The following is a 24,005-nucleotide window of genomic DNA, read 5'->3' as shown; positions in this document are numbered from 1 at the left end:
GACCGGGCGGCGCGCGGACGGGCCGGGGGCTAGTACCCGTAGATCATCCTGTACGCGACCTCCGGCAGGAAGTCCCCGGCCCGGGACCCCTGTCCGACACCGCAGTCACCGTCGGACTCGCCCGGGGTCTTGATCCACAGGAGCATCTCCGCCCCGCCGCCCAGCCGCGTGGGCGTTCCCAGCCTGCGCCCGGCCGGGTTGCACCACTCCCCGTTGGACCCGTTGCCGTTGCGGCTGGTGTCCACCACGAACGGCTTCGTGTACCCGTACCGGGAGGAGAGCACCTGGTTGATCCTCTGGGCGTAGGCGGTGTTCTCCGCGGTGGTGAAGTAGTTCGACACGTTCAGCGAGAACCCCCGGGCCCCGCTGAGCCCGGCCTGGTGCAGGCGCTCGGCCACGGTCGCGGCGTCGAGCCACCCCGGGTTGCCCGCGTCCATGTACACCCACGTGTTGGGGGCCTGGTTCCGGAACTGCGTGAGGGCGTTGGACAGCATGCCCCGGCGCTCGGCGATCTCGTCCGGGCTCATGCAGTCGTAGTCGCCGAGGGAGTCCGGTTCCAGGATGACGACGGCCGGGCGGTGGCCGACGCCCCCGGCGAAGGCGCCGATCCACGTCGCGTACTCGGCGGGCGAGGCCGCGCCGCCCGAGGAGTGCCCGCCGCAGGCGTCGCGCCCGTACATGTTGTAGGCGACGAGGACGGGCAGCTTGTCCTGCTGGTCCGCCCGGCCGACGTAGGAGCCGGTGGCCGGTCCGATGCTGCCGCTCCAGGACCCGAACCAGCGGGCCATGGGCACGGAGGCGATCGAGGAGGTGATCGCCGCGGCCCGCCCGTCGTGCGGGTTGGCGGCGGCCCAGGCGCCCGGTGTGGAGGCGGGGTCGACGTAGAAGCCGCTGGTCATGGAGACCGGGTCTCCGGCGCGGGCGGCGTTGGCGGGTGGGGCGACGGCGAGGGCCAATGGCAGGGCGAGGATCGCGGCCGCGATCGAGCGGGTGAGGCGACGCATGGGTGGTACCCCTGTCTCTGCGCTGTTCGTGGCACGCCGCGCGGTGTGCGCGGCGCTGCCCCGGGCTTTCGTGGAAGCGCTCCCATTGGAAGCGCTTCCAGCCCGGTCCCGGGTCGTGGTGAGGCGCCTCACATCATGAGTTTCCCTGGAACCACCGTCAAGGGGGTGAAGGAAAATCTCCTCCGGACCCGTTCGGGGCTGACTCCGGAGTTAAACTGGAACCGCTTCCAGTCGAGCCCACGACCGCCCTGCCGGGAAGAACGGACCGCGATGACCGAGCAGCGCCCTCCCGCCCCCACCCTCGACGCCGTGGCCGCCCGAGCCGGGGTGTCCCGCTCCGTCGCCTCCCGTGCGCTCAACGGCGCCCCGCACGTCAGCCGGGACAAGCGCGAGGCGGTCCGGCGCGCGGTCCAAGAGCTGGGCTACGTGCCCGACACCAGGGCCCGCGCCCTGGCCACCCGGCGCAGCGGCACGGCCGCCCTGGTCGTCTCCGGCGAGGACCCGTCGATCTTCGCCGACCCCTTCTTCGCCCAGGTCATCGTCGGCCTGTCCGCCGCCCTGGAGGAGGGCGACCTGCACCTCATGCTGTGCCTGGCCGCCTCCGAGCGCGGCCGCCGCCGGGTGGAGGAGCTGCTGCGCTCCCGGGGCACCGACGGCGTGATGCCGATGGCGATGCGCGAGGGCGACCCCCTGCTGCCGGTGTTCGCCGCCTCCGAGGTGCCGGTGGTCTTCGGGGGGCTGCCCCCCGGCCCCGCCCCCCGCTGGTACGTCGACGTCGACAACGCCGGCGGCGCACGGCTGGCCACCGAGCACCTGCTCGCCCGCGGCCGCCGCCGGGTGGCCATGATCTCCGGCCCCGCCGACACCGAGGTCTCCCGCGCCCGCGAGCGCGGCCACCGCGAGGCCCTCGCCCTGGCCGGACGGGAGGCCCTCGCCCCCGAGCGCGGGGACTTCACCGAGGCCGGCGGCGCCGCCGCCATGTCCCGCCTGCTGGAGCGCCTCCCGGACGCGGACGGGGTGTTCGCCGCCAACGACAACATGGCCGCGGGCGCCCTGCGCGTCCTGCGCGCGGCGGGCCGGGACGTCCCCGGCGACGTCTCCCTGGTGGGGTTCGACGACCTGGACACCGCCCGCACCCGCGAGCCCGCGCTGACCACCGTGCGCCAGCCCGTCCGGGCCCTGGGCCGCGAGACGGCCCGGATGCTCCTCACCGTCCTGGGCGGCGGCGAGGCCACCCCGCTGATCCTGCCCACCGAGCTGGTCGTCCGCTCCACGTCCTGAGCGGTTCCGCCCCCTGTCCGGGCGGGGCCCGGGCGGGGCGTGTGTGGAGGGCGGGGAATCGGGGAAGACCCCCATCCCAGCACAGCACAGCGCAACCGACCCACGGGAGCACCACATGGAGGGCTACGGGGCCCAGATCGGCCTCGTGCTGGTCTTGGTCGTGGTGAACGCCCTGTTCGCCGGCAGCGAGATCGCGCTGGTCACCCTGCGCGAGGGCCAGATCCGCCGCCTGGAGGCGGGCGGCCGGGCGGGCCGGGCCGTCGCCAGGCTCGCCCGGGACCCCAACCGCTTCCTGGCCACCATCCAGATCTTCATCACGCTCGCCGGCTTCCTCGCCTCCGCGACCGCCGCCGTCACGCTGGCCGGGCCGCTGGTCGAGCCGCTGGGCTTCCTCGGCGCCTACGCCGCCCCGACGTCCGTCGTCCTGGTCACCCTGCTGCTGACCTTCCTCACCCTGGTCCTGGGCGAGCTCGCGCCCAAGCGCATCGCCATGCAGCGCGCCGAGGCGTGGTCGCTGCTGGCGGCCCGCCCCCTCGGCCTGCTCGCCGCCCTGTCGCGCCCGGTGGTGTGGCTGCTCGGGGTCTCCACCGACCTGGTGGTGCGGGTCTTCGGCGGCGACCCGGGGGCGGAGCGGGAGGACGTCACCGAGGAGGAGCTGCGGGACATGATCGTCTCGCGCGGCGACATCACCCCCGAGCAGCGGCACATCCTGGCCGGGGCGTTCGACATCCGCGAGCGCAAGGTCCGCCAGGTGCTGGTCCCGCGCCCCGAGGTCGACGTGGTCCCCGCGGGGACCACGGCCCGGGAGGCGCTGCGCATGCTCGCCGACCACGGGCACTCGCGGGCCCCTGTGGTGGCGGCCGGGGACGTGGACGACGTGCTCGGGGTGGTCCACTGGTCGGACCTGATCGGCCGGGACGACAGCGACGTCGCCGCCCTGATCCGCGAACCCCTCCTGCTCCCCGACTCGCTGTCGGTGTCGGAGGCCCTGCGGCGGATGACCGCCGACCGCCGCCGGCTGGCCGTGGTCATCGGCGAGGCCGGGGACGTCAGCGGGATCGTCTCGCTGGAGGACCTGCTGGAGGAGATCGTGGGCGACATCGCCGACGAGACCGACGAGCGGGACCCCGGGGTCGCCCGGCTGGACGGGGGCGCGCTGCGCGTCCCGGGCGCCTACCCGGTGCACGACCTGCCCCTGCTGGGGGTGGAGGTCGCCGACCCGCCCGAGGGCTCCTACGTCACGGTCGCCGGGATGGTGCTGGTCCTGCTCGGCCACATCCCCGGCGGGCCGGGGGAGCGGGTCGAGCTGGGCGGGTGGAGCGCGACGGTGGACGCGGCCGACGGCCGGGTGATCAGCAGCCTGGTGCTGGCGCCCTCAACGCTTGCGCAGCACCAGCAGTAGGTTCCAGGTGACGACCTCGCGCAGCCCCGGCACGCGCACGACCGGCTTGACCCAGGTCGGCAGGTAGCGGGGCCGCAGGTCCACGGGCTCGACGTCGGCGCGGCGGCGCGCCCACCGCAGCATCTCGCCCGCGTGCGCCGCGTACATGGTGCGGCCGAAGTCGTTCTTGGGCCTGCGCCCGTTGCGGCGGGCGAACCGCTCGGCGGCGTACCGGCCGCCCAGGTAGTGCCAGGGCGAGGTCTCGTGCCCGCCCCAGGGCGAGAACCACAGCGTGTACGACAGGTACACCAGCCCGCCGGGCCGGGTCACCCGCACCATCTCGTCGGCCATGCGCACCCGGTCCGGGACGTGCTCCAGCACGTTGGAGGAGAAGCACACGTCCACCGACCCGGTGCGCAGCGGCAGGTCCAGCGCGCTGCCCTGGAGGGCGAACGCGTCCGCGGAGCGCCCGTGCAGGGTCATCTCGTGGGCGTCGGAGTCGATGCACAGGCAGCGGGCGCCCGCCTCGCGCAGGGCGTCGGCGAAGTACCCGGGCCCGCCTCCCACGTCCACCACCAGCCGGCCGTCCAGCGGCGTGTACGAGCGCAGCTGGGCGACGGTGTCGCGGGCGAGGGTGCCGTAGAAGAACGCGGGGTCGGTCTGCTCCCTGCGGAACGCCGAGAACAGCGCGACCGACCGGCCCAGGGTGGCGCGGAACGGCACCGTGCCGTCGGGGCGGGTGGCGGTGGTCATCCCCCCACCGCCACGTAGTGGCGCAGGTGCCGCCAGTGGTCGCCGCCCCAGTACTCGTCGGAGGCGGCGATGCGCGCCTGGGGGAGCAGTTCGGCCAGGCGCTCGGTGCGCAGGGTGTGCATGCGCATCGGGGCGGGGTAGCGCAGCAGCGTCCGCTGGGCCCAGGCCACCAGGGGCCAGGGCGCGTACCGGAACACCAGCCCCTTGAAGGTGCGGCGCTCGCCCTCGGGGACGCCCAGCACCATGGCCCCGCCCGGGCGCACGACCCGGGCGAACTCGCGCACGTACCCCTCGGCCAGCTCCGGGGGCAGGTGCTGGAGCACCAGGTCGGTGTAGACGAGGTCGAAGGAGCCGTCCCCGAACATCGACAGGTCGGGCCGCTCGTTGAGGACGAACTCGATGCGCCCGCCGGAGCGGTCCAGCCGCCGGGCCTCCTCCAGCATGGGCGCGGAGATGTCGACGCCCACGACCCGGTCGAAGTGCGCGGCCAGCGCGTTGGACAGCCGTCCCGCGCCGCAGCCGAAGTCGAGCACCCGGCCGCCCTCGGGCCGCAGCCCCAGCTCGTCCAGGCGGGCCACCGCGGGGTCGACGGCGGCGCGGCCGGAGGCGAGGAACTCGTCGTCGTCCCAGCCGCCGTCGCGCTTGGCGGGGTCGACGCACACCGCCCACAGGGGTTCGGTGGCCCCCAGCCGGGTCCAGTCGCGGCGGACCTGTTCGAGTCCCACCACATCACCTCCAGGGGCGTTCTGAATCAAGTTCCCGTTCGGAGCATCCCGAGTGGAAAGACCAGTGTCAACAGCGATGCCGAAACTGGAACCTGTTGTATTCTGGCATCCGTTTTCCGGCTTGGCCAACCAGCGGCGGGGAGAGTACCGATGCCGTCCACCACCCCCACGACCGGTCCGGATCGGGAACCGGAGGTCGAGGTCAGGGTACGCCGCCCGGTCGAGGAGCCCGAGGACGAGGGCCCCGGCATCGGCGCGATGGCGGCCGAGTCCCTGCGCGCGCTGCGGGAGGTCTCCCGGGACAACGTGTTCCGCGCGGCGATGGCCGTCCTGGTGGTGGCGCTGGCCGCCAAGGTCTTCGTCCTGAACGCGTCCTACTTCGTCGAGGACGACTTCCTGTTCTTCGGCGCCGCCTACGCCACCGACCTCACCCCGGACTACCTGTTCTCCCTGCACAAGGGCCACTTCATGCCCGGGGCGATGTTCCTGGTCTACCTCCAGACGGCCTTCTGGCCGTACAACTGGTGGGTGAGCGCCGGGGTGATGCTGGGACTCCAGGCCCTGGCGCTGCTGGTGTTCCTGCGGCTGCTGTGGGAGCTGTTCGGCCGCCGCTGGGCGCTGCTGATCCCGTTCACGGTCTACGCGCTGGCCCCGCTGACCATCCCGGTGCTCGGCTGGTGGGCGGCGGCGCTGAACGCGGTGCCGTTCCAGCTGGCCATCCTGCTGTCCCTGCTGTGGACGGTCCGCTACGTGCGCACCGGCGACCCCCGGTACGGCTGGTGGACGACGGCCGCGGTGGTCTTCGGCATGTTCTTCTCGGTGAAGGCGCTGTTCCTGCCCTCGCTGCTGTTCGTGTTCGCCGTCGCGTTCCTGTACCCCGGGAGCCTCTTCGCGGGGGCGGTGCGGGCGTTCCGCGCTCACCGCGCGTTCTGGGCCGCGATGGTCGCCATGACCCTGGGCTACCTGGTCCTGTACCTGGTCAGCCAGAACACCGGCAGCGGCACCGAGGGCGCCGGGGTGCCCGAGGCCGAGGCGGCCGGCGAGCTGCTGCGGCGCATGCTGGGGCAGGTGTTCCCGGTGGGCGCGCTGGGCGGCCCCTTCGAGTGGGCGATCATCACCCCGGCGGGCGGCCTGATCGAACCGCGCGGGTTCGTGGTGCTGGGCGCGGGCGTCATGTGGCTCGCCGTCGTCCTGAGCAGCCTGTGGCTGCGCGGGCGCGCCTGGCGGGCGTGGGCGCTGCTGCTGGGCTACCTGGTCTTCGTGGACGCGATCCCGACCGTGATCGCGCGCGGCCGCGGGCACGGCCTGGCCGGGGCCGACCCCCGGTACGTGGCCGACGCGGCGCTGGTCTTCGCCCTGTGCCTGGCGCTGGCGTTCCTCGTGGTGCGCGAGCAGCGCGCCCGGGAGTCGGTCTCCACGGCCGGGGTCCCGCTCGCCACGCGCGCGGCCCCGGGCCGCCGGGCCCGGCGCAACCGGGCGGTCGCGGCCGCGGTGCTGACGGCCGGCTACGCCGCGGGCGCCCTGTACTCCACCTACACCTACGCCGGGACGCTCAACGGCGACCGGCTGCGCGAGTACATGGACAACGTGCGCGCCTCCATGGCGGACCTGCCGGAGGAGGGCGCGTTCTACCCGCGGCCGGTCCCGGAGGACGTGGTCCTGGACTGGAACGGCGACCGGCGGCTCACCTCCTACGTGCTGCCGCCGATGGCCCCGGAGCAGGACGGGGACCGGTTCGCGCACCCGGAGCAGGGCGCCGCCGCGTACGTGTTCGACGACGAGGGGACCCTGGTCCCGGGCGAGCACACCCTGTTCAGCAGCACGTTCCTGCCCGGGCCCGAGGACGAGTGCCTGGGGACGCTGGAGGGCGCGGTGTCCTGGCCCGCGCTGGCGCAGGGCGGCCCCCAGCAGGTGGCGACGGTCGCCTACACCGCGGACGCGGACACGCAGCTGGTGGTGTCGGTGGGCGGCGGCTGGATCGAGGCGGTCCTGCCGGCGGCCCCCGAAGGCGGCTTCTGGCACCTGCCGGTGCCCCAGCAGGGGGACCGCCTCTCCCTGCTCACCGAGGGCGACGAGCTGTGCATGACGGCGGTGGCCATCGGCGGGCTGGCCCCGGACGCGGAGGGCGGCCACCCGATCCCGCTCTCCCAGGAGGAGCCCGCCGAGCCCGCGGACGGCGCCGAGGACGGGGACGCCGCGGAGGGGGAGTGAGCCCTCAGGCCCGGCGCCGCTCCCGGAAGAACCGGCGCGACCAGCGCCGGGACGGCTCCTCCACCCAGCGGTACGTGGCGGCGGCCAGCAGCACCGTCGCGAGCGTCACCGGCACCATGTCCAGCCAGAACGCGCCGGTGAAGATCTCCTGCCCGGTGAAGTCGCGCCACAGGTACAGCGCCAGGAACTGCCACAGGAACACCCCGTAGGACACCTTGGCCAGGTACTGGCACACCCGGTGCCGCAGCAGCGCCTCCATCCACCGGCCCCCGCGCCAGGCCTCGGCCGAGCGCAGCGGTGCGGGCGGGCCCGCCGGCCGGGGCGCGAGCGCTGCGGGGGCGATGATCAGGAACGCGAAGCCGATGTCGGCCGCGGAGGAGAACGCCGAGCTCCACAGGTCGCCCGCGCCGATGAACCGGCCGCCGGTGGCGTCGGTGGCGGCCAGGGCGAAGAACCCGCCCGCCGCCGCCCAGCAGACCCCCGGGGCGGAGGCGACGGTGCGGCAGAAGCGCCGCACCGGGCCGTCGGGGCCGGACTCGCGCCAGGCCCACTCCGACAGCACGGCCAGCGCCATGCCGGCGGCGAACATGCCCAGCGTGCGCGGCAGCCAGGCGTGCATGTAGTGGCGCGGCTCGGGCAGGAACTGCGGCAGCAGCGCCGCGAACCCCAGCGCCGCCATGACCCCCAGGCCCCACAGCAGGCGGCGGCCCCGGGCGTCGGGGGTCCGGCCGCGCCGGGCCCACAGCGACAGCAGCAGGGCGAACACCGGCAGCAGCAGGTAGAAGCTCACTTCGACGGACAGGCTCCACATCTGCCCCAGGCCGTAGGGGCCGGTGCCCACCCACGAGGGGTCGGTGTTGAACGGGAAGGTGAGGGTCATGGCCTCCAGCCAGTACCGCGGCGAGTCCAGGTGCTCGCGCGAGTACAGCAGCAGCGCGGCCAGGGCCACCACCCAGTAGGCGGGGAACACGCGCACGACCCGCCGCCACAGGTAGGTGCGGGAGGAGGGGGAGGGCGTCCCGTCCAGGACGGCCCGCGCCCAGGGGCGGTACAGCAGCACCCCGGACAGCGTGAAGAACAGCGGCACCGCGAGGTCGAACGCCGACAGCACACCGCCCAGGACGCCGGGGGCCAGCGAGTCGCCGGTCTCGGTGGCGACGTGGAAGACCAGGACCATGAGGGCGGCCACGGCGCGGATGCCGTCGAGGGTCTCGTGGCGGCCGTCGACCTGCGGCAGGAGCCGGGCGGGGTCGGGGACCGCGGAGGAGGTGCGCGCGCCGCCGGAGGGGGTGCCGGTGGGGTCCTCGGGCGCGGAGGGAATGGGCGCCATGGGGCCTTCCAGGACGGGGAGGAGCCGGAACACGGTCCACTAGAACGTGTTATAAAAATTCAGACACGCCCTGGTGACGTCGTTCACTACTGGGCAGTACTCTACCCGGAACTGAAGCTAGTTCCACTGAAGCCCGTTACAGATCCAGACTCACATCGCCCAGGAGGGCAAATGCGCCGTGCCATAGCGGTCGTTCTCATCGGGTTTGGAGTCTTCTTCCTCGCCGTTGCACCCCTCATGCGCACGTGGGTGTCCAGCTCCCTGATGAAGACCCCCCTGACCTACTACGTCGAGTACACCAACGTCGCCGAGGGGGCGACCTACTTCAACATCGAGGAGGTCGAGCTCGTCGAGAACGCCACGCTGGAGGCCAGCGTCACCATCCGGGCCGACGTGGCCTCCAGCACCGACGAGATCGTGGTCTGGGACCAGTTCACCTGGCTGCGGGACGCCGACACCGACTTCGGCATCACCTCCACCAGCCGCCGCGCCGGCCACGACCGGGTCACCGGCGAGGCCGTCGACTGCTGCGACGCGATGGTCAACGAGGAGGCCACCGTCCAGAGCGGCCAGGCGTGGAAGTTCCCCTTCTTCACCGAGCAGCGCGACTACGACTTCTTCGAGACCACCGTCAAGGAGCCGGTCCCGATGGAGTTCCAGGCCGTCGAGGAGATCGAGGGCGTCGAGGTCTACCGCTTCGAGCAGGTCGTCGACGGCGAGGTCATCGGCGAGCGCACCCTGCCGCGCTCGGTCGCCGGGCTGGAGGGCGAGGGCGACGTGACCGGCGACGAGGTCTTCTCCATCACCCGCACCTACTGGATCGACCCGGTCACCGGCTCCCCGATCAAGGTCAGCGAGCACCAGAACCGCGTCGTCGTCGTGGACGGCGAGGAGGTCCTGACCCTGCTCGACGCCGAGCTGGTCTTCGACGACGCCTCCGTCCGGACCGCCCTGGAGAACTCCGAGCAGGGCCGCACCATGCTGCCGCTGATCCACACCACGATCCCGCTCGCCGCCCTCATCGTCGGCGTCGGCTTCATCGGGATCGGAGTCGTCCTGTACCTCACCGGCCGATCCCGTGCCCACCACAACTGAAGGACCCGTCGGACCCCGTCCCCGCCGCGACCGGCGGGGCGGGTCCGTCCGAGCGGCCGGGAGGGTGAGCGGATGACGTCGGTGGTGCCGGGGACCGGGACCGGGGGGACCCCGTCCGGTGACCGCCGTCTGCGCGACACCCTGCCCTTCGCCCTGCTGCGGGCCTGCCGCCCGCGCCAGTGGCTGAAGAACCTGCTGGTCCTGGCCGCCCCGGCGGCGGCCGGGGCGCTCTCCGAACCGCGCGCCCTGCTGCTGTGCGCGGCGGTCTTCGCGCTGTTCTCCGCGGCGGCGAGCGGCACCTACCTGCTCAACGACGTCCGCGACGTCGAGCGCGACCGCGCCCACGCGCGCAAGCGCCACCGCCCCATCGCCGCCGGGCTGGTCCCGGTACCCCTGGCGGTGACCGCGGGGATCGCCCTGTGCGCCCTGGCCCCGGCGGCCTCCCTCGCCCTGGGCGAGCCGCTGCTCACCGGCGTCCTCGCCGGGTACGTCCTGCTCACCCTCGCCTACACGCGCTACCTCAAGGACATCGCGATCTGCGACCTGGTCGCGGTCGCCGCCTGCCACGTGCTGCGCGCCGTCGCCGGGGGCGTCGCCGTCGGCGTCCCGCTGACCTCCTGGTTCGTCATCGTGGTGTCCCTGGCGGCGCTGCTGGTCGTGGTCGGCAAGCGCGAGGCCGAGCTGCGCGCCCTGCACAAGGGGGACGCGGGCGGACCGGTCCGGGCCACCCTGCGCGCCTACACCCCCACGTACCTGTCCCAGACCCGCACCATGGCGTCGGCGGCGATGATCGTCACCTATTGCCTGTGGGCGCTGGAGCAGGACGGCGGCGCGCAGAACCTGTTCCACGTGGGCAGTATCGTTCCCTTCATCATGTTCGTCCTGCGCTACAACCTGCTGGTGGACCGGGGCGTGGGCGAGGAGCCGGAGGAGATCGCCCTGCGCGACCGCCCCCTCCAGGTCGTCCTCGTCTCCCTCGCCCTCCTGGTGGGGCTGGGCATCTACCTCTAAGGGGGACCCTCCGTGGCCTCGCAGCCGGAACGCCCCGTGCTCCTCACCGGGTGGGGCCGTACCGCGCCGACCGCCGCCCGCGTCGTGCGCCCCCGCTCCGCCGCGCAGGTCGCGCGGGCCCTGGCCGAGGCGGGGCCGCGCGGAGTGCTCGCCCGCGGCCTGGGGCGCTCCTACGGCGACGCCGCCCAGGCGGCCGGCGGCACCGTCCTGGACTGCACCGAACTGACCGGCCCCATCCGGTTGGACGCCGACCGCGGCGAGGTCACCGTCCCGGCCGGGGTGTCCTTCGACCGGCTCATCGCCCACCTGCTCGAACGCGGGTACTTCGTGCCGGTCACCCCGGGGACGCGGCAGGTCACCGTGGGCGGGGCGATCGCCGCCGACGTGCACGGCAAGAACCACCACGCCGACTCCTCCCTGGGCGCGCACGTGCGCTCCCTGACCCTGGCGGCGCCCACCGGGGAGGCGCTGACCCTCACCCCCGACGGCGGGGACGCCGAGCTGTTCCGGGCGACGCTGGGCGGGATGGGGCTGACCGGGGTCGTCACCGAGGCGACCCTGGCCGTGCTGCCGGTGGAGACCTCCTACATGCGGGTGGACACCGACCGCACCGACTCCCTGGACGCCACCCTGGACCTGATGTCGCGCACCGACGCCGACTACCGGTACACGGTGTGCTGGGTGGACCTGCTCGCCAAGGGGAGCGCGATGGGGCGCGGGGTGCTGACCCGCGCCGACCACGCCGGCCTGCGCGACCTGCCGCCCGCCCTGCGCCGCGACCCGCTGCGCCACCGCGCGGGCAGCCCGCTGGCCGCCCCGCCGTGGGCGCCGCCGGGGCTGCTCAACTCCTGGACGGTGGGCGCGTTCAACGCCGTGTACCGGGGCGCGGCGCCCCGGCGCAGGCGCGGGGAGGCCCAGCCGATCGCCGGGTTCTTCCACCCGCTGGACGCCGTCCGCGGCTGGAACCGGCTGTACGGGCCGCACGGGCTGGTGCAGTACCAGTTCGTGGTGCCGTTCGGGGCCGAGGACACCCTGGTCCGGATCATGGAGGGGCTGTCCCGGGCGGGCGCGCCGTCGTTCCTCACCGTGCTCAAACGGCTGGGCGAGGGCACCGGCGGCCACCTGTCGTTCCCCCGGCCCGGGTGGACGCTGGCCGTGGACCTGCCCGCCGGGCTGCCGGGCCTGGGCCGCATGCTGCGCCGCTTCGACGAGCTCCTGCTGGCCGCTGACGGCCGCCTCTACCTGGCCAAGGACGGCCGCGCCGACGCGGAGACGGTCCACGCCATGTACCCCGACCTGCCCGCCTGGCGCAAGGTCCGGGAGCGGGTCGACCCCGACGGGGTGCTCGTCTCCGACCTGGCCCGCCGCCTGCGGCTGCTCTGACATCCGCGTTCGTCACCCGGAAGGACATCCAAGGCACATGCGCGACTCGGTGGGAACGGTGCGGACCGTACTGCTGCTCGGCGGCCGCAGCGAGATCGGCCTGGCCATCGTCGAACGTCTGGTGCGCGAGGGCGCCCGCGAGGTGGTGCTGGCCGCCCGCGGCGGCGTCGCCGAGCCCCCGGCCGCCCTGGCCGCCCTGGGCGCGAAGGTCCACTCGCTGGAGTTCGACGCGACCGCCCCCGACACCCACACCGCCACGGTCGACGGGGCGGTGGCCCTGGTGGGCGACCTCGACGTGGTCGTGGACGCGTTCGGCGTGCTCGGCACCCAGGCCGACTACGAGGCCGACCCGGCGGCCGCGGCCCGCGCGGCGGCGGTCAACTACACCGGGCACGTCTCCGCCGGGCTGGCGGTCGCCGCCCGCCTGCGCGAGCAGGGACACGGAGCGCTGGTGGTGCTGTCGTCGGTGGCCGGGGTGCGGGTGCGCAGGTTCAACTTCGTGTACGGCTCGGCCAAGGCGGGCCTGGACGGGTTCGCCCAGGGGCTGGCCGACTCCCTGCACGGCAGCGGGGCGCGGGTGCTGGTGGTGCGCCCCGGCTACGTGCCCACCCGGATGTCGGCGCACGTGGACCCGGCGCCGTTCCCGGCCACCCCCGCCCAGGTCGCCGAGGCCGTGTCGGCGGGGCTGCGCTCGGGGGCGACCACGGTGTGGGCGCCGCGCGTGCTCGCCCCGGTCTTCGCGGGCATGCGGCTGATGCCGCGCCCGATCTGGCGCCGCCTGGGCCGCTAGGAGCGGCCGGGGCCGTAGATGCGCAGGAACGCGGTGACGCCGGAGCGGACCAGGGCCCGGCGCTCGGCCTCCTCCAGGGGGGCCGCGTTGAAGAACGACCGGTTGGCCGCCGGGGTCTGCACCAGCGCCACGTAGTGCTCGGCGGCCGTCTCCTCCCCTCCGGCGGGGATGTCGAGCAGGCCCCGGTCGGCCATCGCGCGCAGCCGCGCGGCCAGGCCCCGGCGGACCGGCCCGGGGCCGGTGTCCAGCCACACCCGGACGGCGTCGGGGAAGTGCAGCGCCTCGGCGATGAGCAGCCGCACCAGCGCCCCGTGGTCGGGGCGGTGCAGCCCGGGGGAGGCCCACGCGTCGCCGAAGGCGACCAGGGCCTCCTCGGCGTCCGCGGGGTCGGCCAGGTGGCGGGCGGCCGTCGCGGCGAAGTCCTCGGCGACCGCGGCGCTGCTCTGCTCGACGATCGCGGAGAACAGCCCCTCCTTGTCGCCGAAGTGGTTGTAGACGGTGCGCTTGGAGACTTCGGCGCCGGCCGCGATCGCGTCCATGCTCGCGCGGGTGTAGCCCTCGCGCAGGAACACCCGCCGGGCCGCGTCGAGGATGGCCGCGTGCTTGGCGGGACGGCCGCAGGTCGGCGGGGGAGCGGGGCGCTGGGCGGTCATCGGGTGGGTCCGTTCGGTTCGGGTCGCGGCGGGCTCTCCAGCAGCGTATTCCCCGATCCGGCGGTCGGATACGGCACGGCGACAAATCTATACTGCACGGTGTAGTTTACTTTCCATGTCCGAGAAAGCCCCTCGCACGCGGGGCCGGGAGCGCCTCGACGCACCCCTGGTCCGGCTCACCGCCGTCCTCCTGGCCGGAGCCTTCGCCGCCCTGGCCGACAGCACCGTCGTCACCGTCGCGGTCGACGACCTCTCCGACGCCTTCGACGCGCCCGTGTCCCGGGTGCAGTGGGTCGTGACCGCCAACCTCCTGGCCATGACCGCAGCCATCCCCGTCGTCGGCTGGGCCCTGGACCGGTTCGGCCCCCGCGCGGCCTGGATCGGTGCGCTCACCCTGTTCGGGGCCGGCGCCGCCCTGTCCTGCGCGGCCTGGTCCCTGGAGTCCCTCATCGTGATGCGGGCCCTCACCGGGTTCGGCGGCGGCATGGTCCTGCCGCTCACCATGGCGATCCTCGCCCGGGCCGCCGGACCCGGCCGCGTGGGCCGGGCCATGGCCCTGATCAGCGTGCCCGGCCAGCTCGCCCCCGTGCTCGGCCCGGTCGCCGGGGGAGCGGTCCTGGAGTCCCTGGGCCACCGCTGGGTGTTCGCCCTGGTCCTGCCCCTGGTCGCGGTCGCCGTCCTGTCCGCCGTGCGCGGGATCCCCCGGGGCGGACCCGACCGCTCCGAACGCCTCGACCCCCTGGGCCTGGCCCTGCTCTCCCTCGGCCTGGTCGCCCTGCTGCACGGGCTGTCCTCCCCGACGACCTGGGCCGGTCCCCTGTGGGCCGGGCTCGGCGCGCTGCTGCTCTCCGGCTTCGCGCTGAGCGCCCTGCGGCCCCGCGAGGGCGCGCCGCCGCCCGCCCTGGACCTGCGGCTGTTCGCACACGCCCCGTTCCGGAACGGGGCCGCGCTCATGTTCGTCTTCGGGCTGTGCATCTGGGGCGGCATGTTCCTGCTGCCGCTCTTCCACCAGCGCGTCTCCGGGGCCGACCCCCTGGACGCCGGACTGCTGCTGGCCCCCATGGGCGCCGGGGTGGCCCTGGCCGTCCTCTGCGTCGGCGGCCCCGCCGACCGGCTCGCCCCCCGCCACCTCGTGGTCGCGGGGCTGGCCGTGGCGGCCCTGGCCACGGTCCCCTTCGCGCTCGCCACCGCCGACACCCCGCAGTGGTGGCTCGGCGCCGCCCTCTTCGTCCGCGGCGCGGGCCTGGGCACCGCCTCGGTGCCCCTGCTCGCCGCCGCCTACCGGGGGCTGGAAGCCGACCGGATCCCGCACGCCACCGTCGCCCTCAACGTGCTGCAACGGGTCGGCGCGGCGGCCGGGACCGCCGGGCTCGCCCTGGTCCTGACGGGCGGCGCGGCCTCCGCCGACCCGGTCCCCGCCTTCCAGGCGGCCTTCTGGTGGATGGCCGCCCTGACCGCCGCCGCCCTGCTCCCCGCGCTCCTGCTGCCCGCCACCCGTCCCGACCGGGACGCCTGAACCCACGGAGGCACCGTGTACGCCGTCGCCATCACCCGCTTCGGGGACCCCGAGGTCCTGACCCCCGTCGACCTGCCCCTGCCCGAGCCCGGCCCCGGGCAGGTCCGCGTCCGCGTGGCCGCCGTCGGCGCGCTGCCCCTCGACGCGCGGATCCGCCGGGGCGAGCTCCCCTGGCGCGACCGGATCGACCTGCCGCTGGTCCCCGGGAACCAGTTCGCCGGAACCGTGGACGCCCTCGGAGAGGGGACCGCGGGACCGGCGGCCGGGACCCCGGTCCTGGGCTTCTCCACCTTCGGCGCCTACGCCGAACACATCGTCGTCGGCGCCGACCAGGTCGTCCCCCGGCCGGACGCCCTGCCGGAGGCCGAGGCGGCGGCCCTGCCCGCCCGGGGCCAGGGGGCGGTCATGGTCCTGGAAGCGCTCGGGGTGGGCCCCGGCGACACCCTGTTCGTCAACTCCGCCGCCGGCGGCCTGGGCTCGGCGATCGTGCGGCTGGCCCTGCTCCGGGGTGCGGCACGGGTGATCGGCGCGGCCTCCGAGCGCCACCACGACCACCTGCGCTCACTGGGCGCGGTCCCGGTCACCTACGGGGACACCATGGTCGAGCAGGTCAGGGCCGTCGCGCCGGACGGGGTCGACGCCGGGTACGACGCCCGCGACGACGCCTCGCTACGGCAGGTCCTGGAGATCGTCGGCGCGCCGGAGAGGGTGCTGAGCATGGTCTCCCCGGACGCCCCGGCCCGGTTCGGCACGGCGGCCGTCGACGGGGTCCGCTCGGCCGAACGGCTGGCCTCGGTGGTCGGCCTGTACGAGCGCGGCGAGTACGCGGTGGAGCTGCGCGAGGTCCTGCCGCTGGCCGAGGCCGCCCGCGCGCACCGGATCCTCGACTCCGGGCACGGGCGCGGGGCGGTCGTCCTCACACCCTGAGGGGGACACGGGCGGGGCCCGCGCTCCGGCGGGCCCCGCGGATCACTCCGGTGTCCCGGCGGCCGGGGCGGTGTCGGCCTCGGTGAGGCGGTAGAACGCCAGCGGCACCAGGCACAGCAGCATCACCGCGGCCGGGACCAGGGTGCTGCCGATCAGCATGCCCCGCAGCGCCTCGTCGCTCTGCCGGACGACCTCGCCCGCGCCCGACTCCACGTAGCCGCTCAGCGCGAGCGACAGCGACAGCAGGCCGGTGCCCACCGACTGGGCCAGCGCCTCGCCCGCCGTCCACACGCCCGACAGCACGCCGCCCTGGCGGCGGCCGTCGTCGGTGGCGGCCAGGCAGTCGGCCAGCATCGACCACGGCAGCAGCATCGTCCCCGACAGGCCGACGCCCACCAGCACCGAGGAGGCGACCGCGACCGGCACGCCCCCCAGCGGGATGCACAGCAGCCCCAGACCGCCCGCGGAGAACACGGCGGCCGCGTAGGCGGCGGCCCGGCGCTTGTCCACCCGCACGGAGACCCGCCGCCACAGCGGAGCGGCGGCCATCAGCGGGACCAGCACGCACACCATGAGGATGCTCGTGTAGGCGGGCTCGCCCATGACGTTCGCGGTCACGTACGGCACGCCCGCCACCATCGTGCCGCTGGCCACGGACATCAGCAGCTGGGCGGGGAACAGCACCCGGAAGTGCCGGTGCGTGAGCGCCGTCCGCAGCTGGGCGGCCATGCCCTCGGTGCGGTGCGGGAACACGGTGCGCGGCGCCCGGCGGGTGCCGACCACCGTGCCCAGCATGGACACCAGCAGCACGACGCCCATCAGCGCGCCCATGAGCCGGTACCCGGCCACCTCGTCGGCGGGCGCGTTCTGGACGACGGGGGCCAGCGCCCCGCCGAGCATCAGGGCCAGGCCCACGAACACGGTCCGCCACGCGGTGAACGTCGACCGCTCGTGGTAGTCCGAGGTGATCTCCCCGGGCATCGCCGCGTGCGGCACCTGGAAGGCCGACGACGCCAGCGCCGCGGCGACGAACACCGCCGCCACGTACACCGCCGCTCCGTTCCCCTGGAGCGGCGGGCCGGCGAACATCGCGGCGAACAGCAGCGGCAGGGTCAGCGCGCCGGCCAGCATCCACGGCCGCCGCGGCCCCCAGGAGGAGCGGGTCCGGTCCGACCAGACCCCGATGTAGGGGCTGACCGCCAGGTCCACCAGCTTGGGCAGCAGCACCACCAGGCCGGCCACCGCCGGGCTCACCGCGAGCGTGTCGGTGAGGTAGATGAGCAGCAGCAGGCCGGGCACCGTGTTGAAGACGCCGGTGGCCACCGCACCGCTGCCGTACCAGGCGTGCACCGAGCGGGGCAGGGGGCCCGCCGCCGGAGGCGCGGCGGTCCCGGCGGTCGCGGGCTCGGAGGTGGCGGTCACGCGCGCCCGTCCGCTCCGGCCTCGGCGGTCGCGGGGGCCTCGGCGGGCTCGGCGGAGGCGCCGTCCTTCTTCCCGTACAGCTCCTCGTGCGCGACCGGGTCCACGTCGTGGGCGACCGGGCAGCCCGCCGGGAACGTGCCGATCCTGTTGACGTCGTAGCCGCCGGGGTAGCTGCGGATGTTCGGGTTCTGGTCGGCCCAGAACGGCTCCTCGCGCGGCTTCATCCGGCGCACGACCTTGGCGCGGATCTTCAGCGCGATGTCCGCCGACCTGCGCCAGGCCTTGGACGGCGGCTCGTAGCGGAACGTCTCGATCAGCGACTCGTCCAGGATCGCCATGGAGAACCGGCGGGCCAGCCCGGCCACCCGCGGCGGGTAGAAGGTCACCATGAGGTCGAGGGTGGCGTCGGAGACCCTGCGGCCGCCCTCGGTGTAGGCGAAGTGCTCCTTCTCGTAGGCGTCGAGCAGGTCCCGGAACTCCTCGTAGGTCTCCGGGATCTCCTTGATGCCCATGTACCTGCCGAGCCTGCGGTAGTAGTGGACGATCGCCGAGACCTCGTGGTCGGACAGCCGGCGCCAGCCGTACCCGTACTCGTTGATCCAGCGCACCGGCATGACGACGAACGTGCTGAGCACGTAGCGGTAGTCGTCGTTGGAGATGTCGTAGGACCGGTGCATCTGGTTCATCCGCCGCAGGGCGTCGCGGCCCTGGCCGGGCTCGAACCCGTACCGCATCATGCTGTTGAGGATGAGCGCGGTGTCGTCGTAGCGCTTCTGGGTCTTGCCGGTGAACTCGTCCGTCCTGCCCAGCAGCTCCCCGATGCTCGGCACCGCGTAGGTCCGGTACAGGGCGATGCCCAGGGCCCGGCCCATGTCCCAGGGGAACTCGTGGGCGTTGAGGATCTGCATGATCCGCACGCAGTCGGCCTCGGCGTCCAGGCGGTGGATCTCGTCGCGGAAATCGAAACGCTTCATCAGCGGCTCCTTCGGGGTTAGGGGAGAGGCGGGGGGCGCGTGCGGGATCGGCGGGATCAGTCGGTACCGGTGGCCTCGGGGGTCTCGGCGGGCGTCGCCCCCTCGGGGGCCAGGGCCTGGCCGTCCGCGGGGACCCGCGCACCGGTGGCGGGCACCTCCACGGTGGCCATGCCGTGGGGCACGGGGCAGCCCTGGGGGAAGGTGCCGATGCGCGAGGGGTCGTAGCCGCCGGGGTAGCTGCGGACGTTCGGGCTCTGCCGGGCCCAGCGCGGCTCGGTGCGCGGCGGCATGAACCGGACCACCCTCGCCCGCAGGCGCAGCGCGCCCGCGGCCAGGGAGCGCCAGGCGGCGGACGGCTCGGGGTAGCGGAACGCCGTGATGAGGCGGTCGTCCAGCAGCGCCTTGGTGAAGGGGCGCACCAGCGGGCGCTGCCAGGCCGGGTAGAAGTCCACCATCAGCCCGAGGGTGGCGTCGGAGACGGCCCGGCCGCCCTCGGTGTAGGCGAAGTGCTCCTTCTCGTAGGAGTCGAACAGCTCGTGGAACTCCGCGTAGGTCTCGGGGATGTCCTTGATCCCCATGTGCCTGCCGAGCCTGCGGTAGTAGTTGGTGCTCGCGGCGATCTCGTGGTCGGACAGCCGGCGCCAGCCGTACCCGTACTCGTTGATCCAGCGCACCGGCATGACGACGAACGTGCTCAGGACGTAGCGGTAGTCGTCGTTGGAGATGTCGTAGGACCGGTGCATCTGGTTCATCCGCCGCAGGGCGTCGCGTCCCCGCCCCGGGCCGAACCCGTGCTCCATGATGTCGTTGAGGATGAGCGCGGTGTCGTCGTAGCGGTGCTGGGTGCGCTCGGTGAACTCCTGTGTGTGCGCCAGCAGCTCCCCGACGCTCGGCACCGCGTAGGTCCGGTACAGGGCCAGACCGAGCGCCTGCTCGATGTCCCACGGGAACTCGTGCGTCGCCAGGATGCGCACGATCTCCTCGCAGTCGGCCTCGGCGTCCAGGGCGTGGATCCGGTCGCGCCACTCGAACCGCTTCATGGGGGAGTCAACTCCAGTCACCTCTGCGGGCCCGCCCGTGACGGGTCCATGGTCGGCGGGGCGGGGCACATCCGTGACGTGCCACGGAGCGCACTTTACCCGGAATGTCCTTTTGTACAAGGACTCCGGGTGCGGTGGCCACTCCGCCGAACCCTAACCGTGTCCGGTTCGTAACCCCCCGTACGGGCCCCCGCAACACGCGGGGCGGGCGGGTCCGCGACCCGCCCGCCCCGAGAAGAGGGGTGCGCCCCGGCTCAGGCGGCCATGCGCTCGGCGACCCGGGTGACCAGGGTGAGCAGGACCTGCTTGGCCGAGGAGCGCACGCGAGCGTCGCACAGGACCACCGGGATCGCCGGGTCCAGGGTCAGCGCCGCCCGCACCTCCTCCGCCTCGTACTGGTGCGCGCCGTCGAAGCAGTTCACCGCGACGACGAACGGCACCCCCCGCCGCTCGAAGAAGTCCACCGCGGCGAAGCAGGTCTCCAGGCGGCGCGTGTCGGCGATGACGATGGCGCCCAGGGCGCCCTCCGACAGCTCCTCCCACATGAACCAGAAGCGCTCCTGGCCGGGCGTGCCGAACAGGTACAGCACCAGGCTGGGGCTGATGGTGATGCGGCCGAAGTCCAGCGCCACCGTCGTGGTCGTCTTGGACTCCACGCCCGACAGGTCGTCCACGCCGTAGCTGGCCTCGGTCATCACCTCCTCGGTGCTGAGCGGGGCGATCTCGCTCACCGAGCCCACCAGGGTGGTCTTGCCGGCCCCGAAGCCGCCCGCGACCAGGATCTTCAGTGCGGACGGAACGATGTCCCGGGAGAGGTCAGAGTCGCTGGATGCCATCGAGAACCGCCTGGAGTACGTCCCGGCTGACCGGGCTCTTCGCTGTGTAGGGGGCGCGGGCCAGGGCGAGCCCGCGGTTGAGGAGGTCGCTGAGCAGGACCTTCACGACGGCCACCGGGATGTCCAGGTGGGCGGACAGCTCGGCGACCGACAGGGGGCGGCGGCACAGCTCCAGGATCCGGATCTGCTCGGGCTCCAGGGCCATCTCGTCGACCTCGGCCCGCTTGGCCGCGATGACCACGCTGATCATGTCCAGCTTGACCGTGTCGGCGTGGTCGCGCCCCTGGGCGATCACGTACGGACGGACCAGCGGCCCGGCCTCCGGGCCGTCCGGTCCGCCCGGCTCCGCGTCCCCGTACCCGCCGACCGCGTCGCGGTGCGGCGGGCCGTGGGGATCCGTGCCCGGATCGAATGCGTCGTGCGCTTGCATGGCCGCCCCCTATCGCGTGGCTTCTCCGGTCGCTCCCTCATGGCGGGGTGCCGCGTCGAGGTAGCGGCCCACCTGCTCGACCAGGACGTTCATCTCGTAGGCGATGAGGCCCACGTCGGCGCTCTCCTCGGCCAGGACCGCCAGGCAGGCGCCCCGGCCCGCGCCGGTGACGAAGAGGTAGGCGCGCTCCATCTCGACCACGGTCTGGAGCACGTCGCCGCCGTCGAAGTGCCGGCCCGTGCCCCGGGCCAGGCTCTGGAAGGCGGAGGCGACCGCCGACAGGTGCTCGGCGTCCTCCTTGGCCAGCTCGCGCGAGCGGCCGATCAGCAGGCCGTCCGCGGAGAGGACGATGGCGTGCCGGGAGCCCACCGCGCGCTCGAGCAACTCGTCCAGCAGCCAGTCGATGTCCTTCTTGCCCGAGCCTTCGCGCTCGATGCGTTCGGGAGTACTCGTCACTGTCAGTCGTCCTTGTCGGTCTCGTGGGTCTGCTGCTTGCCTTCGCGCCGACCGCGATCGGTCCCCTTCTGGAACGCGGTCATATTCCGGCGCAGGCGCGCCAGCCGCTCGGCGCCGTCGACGCCGCCCGCGCCGGGGGCCGGGGCCCCCGCCGCGTCACCGTTCCGAGCAGGGGGCTCGGGGTCGGCGGCCAGTTGCGGGGCCAGGTTCTCCTGGGGACGGCGTTTGGGGAGGGAGGGCCGTCCGCCGCCGGCCTCGACCCGCTCCGGCGCCGCCGGCCCGGGGCCGGGGACCGCGCTGATGGCGGGCCGGCGGGTGGGCAGTGGCGGCCGGGGGCCGGGGTCCCCGGCGAGGACGTCGGCGCCGTCGAGGACGTCGGTGCCGCCGGTGGCGGGGGGCGCCTCGGCGCCGGTCGCGCCGTCCCCGGACTCCGCGCCGGCGGACGGGGCGTCGCCAACCTGTGAGTCTTCAGCCGCGTCGGCGGACGGGGTCCCCGCGTCCGCGGGCACCGGGGCCAGGACCGGGGTGGGCCCGGACTCCAGGGCGCGGCCGGGGGCGTGGTCGATGATCTCGCGCACCTCCCAGATGTCGCCGTCCTGCTCCTCGGAGGCGGGCAGCGAGGAGCGCTCGCCGGTGATGATCTCGTGCGGCAGCAGGACGATCGCCTGCACGCCGCCGTACGGCGACGGGCGCAGGTGCACCTTGATGCCGTGCCGGTGCGCCAGGCGGGACACCACGAACAGGCCCAGGCGCATCTTCTCGTTGAGGCGCATGACGTCGAACTCGGGCGGGTCGGCCAGCAGCCGGTTGGCGGAGGCCAGCTCCTCCTCGGTCATGCCCAGGCCGCGGTCCTCGATCTCGATCGTCACACCGTTGGGCACGTCGTCGCTGCTCAGCCGCACCTGGGTGTGCGGGGGCGAGAACATGGCGGCGTTGTCGACCAGCTCGGCGACCAGGTGGATGACGTCGGCGACGGCCGGGCCGTTGAGGTGCACGCGGGCGATGCGCTCGCGCTTGACCCGGGTGTAGTCGCCGGACTCGGAGATGGCGCCGCGCAGCACGTCGATGAGCGGCATCGGCCGGTGCCAGGTCCGCCCGGGGGCCTCGCCGCCGAGGATCAGCAGGTTCTCGGCGTTGCGGCGGGAGCGGGTGGCCAGGTGGTCGAGCTTGAACAGCTGGGCGAGCTGCTCGGGGTCCTCCTGCTCGCGCTCCATCTTGTCCAGGAGGCGCAGCTGGCGGTGGACCAGGGTCTGGCTGCGGTGGGCGATGTTGAGGAACACCCGGTTGATGCCCTGGCGCAGCTCCGTCTGCTGGACGGCCTCGTCGACCGCGGCCCGCTGGGCGGTGTTGAACGCGCGGGCCACGTCGCCGATCTCGTCGTCGCTGGTCGCCATGAGCGGCAGCATCGCGTCGGTGTCCACCCGCTCGCCGCGGTGCAGCCGGTCCATGAGGTCGGGCAGGCGCTGCTCGGCCAGGTCGTTGGCGTCGTTGCGCAGGCGCAGCAGGCGGGCGGTGAGCGACCGGGAGGAGCGGCGGGCCAGCAGGAAGGCGACGCTGAAGACGGCGGCGACGCCCAGGCTGCCGCCGACGGCGACGAACACGGCCCGGTGGGCCTGGTCACGGGTGATGCTAGCGGCGTAGAACGCCTCGTCCGCGCCGATCTCGGTGAGCTCGCCCAGCACGTACGCGTGGTCGGCGGCCCACTCGTCGCGGTTCACCGGCATGGACAGGTTCTCGACGTCGGTGACGGCGAGGGTGACCGGGTCGGTGACGGACTCGGTCTCGATCCGCCGCTCGATGATCCGCGACTCCATCTCGGTGAGCCGCGCGAACTCGGGGCTGTCCAGTACCGCTTCGAGCCGCTCGGCCTGCCCGGGGCCCGAGATGTAGGGACCGTTGGCCTCCAGCAGGTGCCGGTAGGAGCTGACGAGCTCGGCGAAGGCGAGCTGGTCCTCCCAGGTGAGCTCGTCGTCGGCGAAGCCCTGCGCGAGCTGGGCGTCGGCGCGGGCGAACAGGTCGACGGTGCGGAACATGTACACGGCGCTGAAGCCGGGGTCGACCGACTCCGCCTCGTTGCCGGTGCGGGCCTGGCTGTCGAACGTGTCGGCACCGTGCAGGACCAACTCGTTGTAGTACTCCAGGACCTCGTCGCGGGACAGGGAGCCGTCGTCCACCCCGGCCCGGATCTCGTCGATCCGCCCGTACTCCTCGTGGAGCATGGTGATGTGGTGGCCGGAGTCGCCGGGGGCCAGGTCGACGAACCCGATGAGCTCGCCGATGACCACACCGAGCGAGGCGTCCGTGCTCTCCCGGGCCTCGGCCAGCTCGGCGGCCAGCTCCTGGTCGTCGGAGTGCTCGATGTAGGCGATGCTGCGCGCGCGCTCGCGCATGGCGTCGACCAGGCCCACGGCGGCCGGGGTGACCATGTCGTCGGTCGCCGAGGCCCGGATCAGCTTCATCCCGGCGTCGAAGGCCAACACCAGGGTGAGGATCAGCCACAGGGCGAGCAGGGCCGCCGTGGGGATCGTGACCATTGCGCGGATGCGGGACGCGATCGTCCGCCCGCGTCTCGGGGGTACTGCCTGCACGGTTCTCCTGTCGATCCGCGTCGAAAGTCTTCTCGGGGTGCGGTATCAGGGGCGCCGTCCCGACCGGTGCCCTGTCCTCGACACCGCGGGCCCTTGAGGGGTCGCCCGCCCTGCGGGCCGCGTGCGCTCGGGGGTGTCGCGACACGGGACCTACCGCAGGGTAACCACAAACGCGGCATTTCGGCGTCGGGGATCGTAT

At 74.0% G+C, this 24,005-nt stretch carries 21 protein-coding genes; 9 read left to right on the top strand and 12 right to left on the bottom strand.

Annotated features, from left to right (window positions below):
- Positions 1-29 precede the first annotated feature (29 nt).
- Positions 30-1,004, bottom strand: coding sequence for a glycoside hydrolase family 6 protein (locus ABZ249_RS06560; RefSeq protein ID WP_355258169.1), 975 nt, complete (start codon positions 1,002-1,004; stop codon positions 30-32).
- A 270-nt stretch (positions 1,005-1,274) separates the two neighbouring features.
- Here ABZ249_RS06560 and ABZ249_RS06555 point away from each other — a divergent pair, with 270 nt between their 5' ends.
- Both ABZ249_RS06555 and ABZ249_RS06550 read left to right on the top strand, forming a co-directional pair.
- Positions 1,275-2,285 (top strand): LacI family DNA-binding transcriptional regulator, encoded by a 1,011-nt coding sequence (locus ABZ249_RS06555; RefSeq protein ID WP_355258166.1) that lies wholly within the window; start codon positions 1,275-1,277, stop codon positions 2,283-2,285.
- A gap of 115 nt (positions 2,286-2,400) precedes the next feature.
- Positions 2,401-3,687, top strand: a complete 1,287-nt coding sequence (locus ABZ249_RS06550; RefSeq protein ID WP_355258163.1) for a hemolysin family protein — start codon at positions 2,401-2,403, stop codon at positions 3,685-3,687.
- On the opposite strand, the gene ABZ249_RS06545 is transcribed toward ABZ249_RS06550, so the two are convergent.
- Positions 3,661-4,419 carry a class I SAM-dependent methyltransferase gene (locus ABZ249_RS06545; protein WP_355258160.1) on the bottom strand — a complete coding sequence of 253 codons (759 nt, stop codon included), beginning with the start codon at positions 4,417-4,419 and terminating at the stop codon, positions 3,661-3,663. The genes ABZ249_RS06550 and ABZ249_RS06545 overlap by 27 nt on opposite strands.
- Complete coding sequence (locus ABZ249_RS06540; protein WP_355258157.1) at positions 4,416-5,144, bottom strand: methyltransferase domain-containing protein; 729 nt, start codon at positions 5,142-5,144, stop codon at positions 4,416-4,418. The genes ABZ249_RS06545 and ABZ249_RS06540 overlap by 4 nt, the downstream gene beginning before the upstream one ends.
- A gap of 150 nt (positions 5,145-5,294) precedes the next feature.
- On the opposite strand from ABZ249_RS06540, the gene ABZ249_RS06535 reads away from it, so the two are divergent.
- Complete coding sequence (locus tag ABZ249_RS06535) at positions 5,295-7,355, top strand: hypothetical protein (RefSeq protein WP_355258154.1); 2,061 nt, start codon at positions 5,295-5,297, stop codon at positions 7,353-7,355.
- 4 nt (positions 7,356-7,359) lie between these two features.
- Here ABZ249_RS06535 and ABZ249_RS06530 read toward each other — a convergent pair whose 3' ends face one another.
- Complete coding sequence (locus ABZ249_RS06530; RefSeq protein ID WP_355258151.1) at positions 7,360-8,685, bottom strand: acyltransferase; 1,326 nt, start codon at positions 8,683-8,685, stop codon at positions 7,360-7,362.
- A gap of 171 nt (positions 8,686-8,856) precedes the next feature.
- Between ABZ249_RS06530 and ABZ249_RS06525 the strand changes: the two genes are divergently transcribed.
- The 4 genes from ABZ249_RS06525 to ABZ249_RS06510 all read left to right on the top strand — a co-directional run bounded on the left by ABZ249_RS06525 (position 8,857) and on the right by ABZ249_RS06510 (position 12,964).
- On the top strand, positions 8,857-9,780 hold the full coding sequence (locus ABZ249_RS06525; protein WP_355258148.1) for a DUF3068 domain-containing protein: 924 nt from the start codon (positions 8,857-8,859) through the stop codon (positions 9,778-9,780).
- Positions 9,781-9,852: 72 nt separating this feature from the next.
- Positions 9,853-10,791 carry a decaprenyl-phosphate phosphoribosyltransferase gene (locus tag ABZ249_RS06520; RefSeq protein WP_355258145.1) on the top strand — a complete coding sequence of 313 codons (939 nt, stop codon included), beginning with the start codon at positions 9,853-9,855 and terminating at the stop codon, positions 10,789-10,791.
- A gap of 12 nt (positions 10,792-10,803) precedes the next feature.
- Complete coding sequence (locus ABZ249_RS06515; RefSeq protein ID WP_355258142.1) at positions 10,804-12,174, top strand: FAD-binding oxidoreductase; 1,371 nt, start codon at positions 10,804-10,806, stop codon at positions 12,172-12,174.
- A gap of 37 nt (positions 12,175-12,211) precedes the next feature.
- Positions 12,212-12,964, top strand: coding sequence for an SDR family NAD(P)-dependent oxidoreductase (locus tag ABZ249_RS06510; protein ID WP_220563051.1), 753 nt, complete (start codon positions 12,212-12,214; stop codon positions 12,962-12,964).
- Here ABZ249_RS06510 and ABZ249_RS06505 read toward each other — a convergent pair.
- Positions 12,961-13,617 carry a TetR/AcrR family transcriptional regulator gene (locus ABZ249_RS06505; protein ID WP_355258139.1) on the bottom strand — a complete coding sequence of 219 codons (657 nt, stop codon included), beginning with the start codon at positions 13,615-13,617 and terminating at the stop codon, positions 12,961-12,963. The genes ABZ249_RS06510 and ABZ249_RS06505 overlap by 4 nt on opposite strands.
- A gap of 115 nt (positions 13,618-13,732) precedes the next feature.
- On the opposite strand from ABZ249_RS06505, the gene ABZ249_RS06500 reads away from it, so the two are divergent.
- Both ABZ249_RS06500 and ABZ249_RS06495 read left to right on the top strand, forming a co-directional pair.
- Positions 13,733-15,133 (top strand): DHA2 family efflux MFS transporter permease subunit, encoded by a 1,401-nt coding sequence (locus ABZ249_RS06500; RefSeq protein ID WP_355258136.1) that lies wholly within the window; start codon positions 13,733-13,735, stop codon positions 15,131-15,133.
- Between the two features lie 15 nt (positions 15,134-15,148).
- Positions 15,149-16,060 (top strand): NADP-dependent oxidoreductase, encoded by a 912-nt coding sequence (locus ABZ249_RS06495; protein WP_355258133.1) that lies wholly within the window; start codon positions 15,149-15,151, stop codon positions 16,058-16,060.
- 42 nt (positions 16,061-16,102) lie between these two features.
- On the opposite strand, the gene ABZ249_RS06490 is transcribed toward ABZ249_RS06495, so the two are convergent.
- The 7 genes from ABZ249_RS06490 to ABZ249_RS06460 form a co-directional block, all read right to left on the bottom strand.
- Entirely contained in the window at positions 16,103-17,482 is a 1,380-nt protein-coding gene (locus ABZ249_RS06490) for an MFS transporter (protein ID WP_355258130.1), read from the bottom strand.
- Positions 17,479-18,456 (bottom strand): oxygenase MpaB family protein, encoded by a 978-nt coding sequence (locus ABZ249_RS06485; protein WP_355258127.1) that lies wholly within the window; start codon positions 18,454-18,456, stop codon positions 17,479-17,481. The genes ABZ249_RS06490 and ABZ249_RS06485 overlap by 4 nt, the downstream gene beginning before the upstream one ends.
- A 56-nt stretch (positions 18,457-18,512) precedes the next feature.
- Positions 18,513-19,496, bottom strand: a complete 984-nt coding sequence (locus ABZ249_RS06480) for an oxygenase MpaB family protein (protein WP_355258124.1) — start codon at positions 19,494-19,496, stop codon at positions 18,513-18,515.
- Between the two features lie 254 nt (positions 19,497-19,750).
- Positions 19,751-20,332: an ATP/GTP-binding protein gene (locus ABZ249_RS06475; RefSeq protein WP_220563044.1), complete on the bottom strand. Its 582-nt coding sequence runs from the start codon at positions 20,330-20,332 to the stop codon at positions 19,751-19,753.
- Positions 20,313-20,762 carry a DUF742 domain-containing protein gene (locus ABZ249_RS06470; RefSeq protein WP_220563043.1) on the bottom strand — a complete coding sequence of 150 codons (450 nt, stop codon included), beginning with the start codon at positions 20,760-20,762 and terminating at the stop codon, positions 20,313-20,315. Before ABZ249_RS06470 ends, ABZ249_RS06475 begins: the two co-directional genes overlap by 20 nt.
- A 9-nt stretch (positions 20,763-20,771) precedes the next feature.
- A complete protein-coding gene (locus ABZ249_RS06465) occupies positions 20,772-21,218 on the bottom strand; it encodes a roadblock/LC7 domain-containing protein (RefSeq protein WP_220563042.1) in 447 nt (148 codons plus the stop codon).
- Positions 21,219-21,220: 2 nt separating this feature from the next.
- Positions 21,221-23,752: a nitrate- and nitrite sensing domain-containing protein gene (locus ABZ249_RS06460; protein ID WP_355258119.1), complete on the bottom strand. Its 2,532-nt coding sequence runs from the start codon at positions 23,750-23,752 to the stop codon at positions 21,221-21,223.
- Between the last annotated feature and the right edge of the window lie 253 nt (positions 23,753-24,005).

It is taken from the genome of Nocardiopsis sp. NPDC006139 (assembly GCF_040614155.1).
Taxonomy (GTDB): domain Bacteria; phylum Actinomycetota; class Actinomycetes; order Streptosporangiales; family Streptosporangiaceae; genus Nocardiopsis; species Nocardiopsis changdeensis.
Note: the sequence above shows the minus strand (reverse complement) of the source record. Positions and strands in the feature narration are given on the sequence as shown.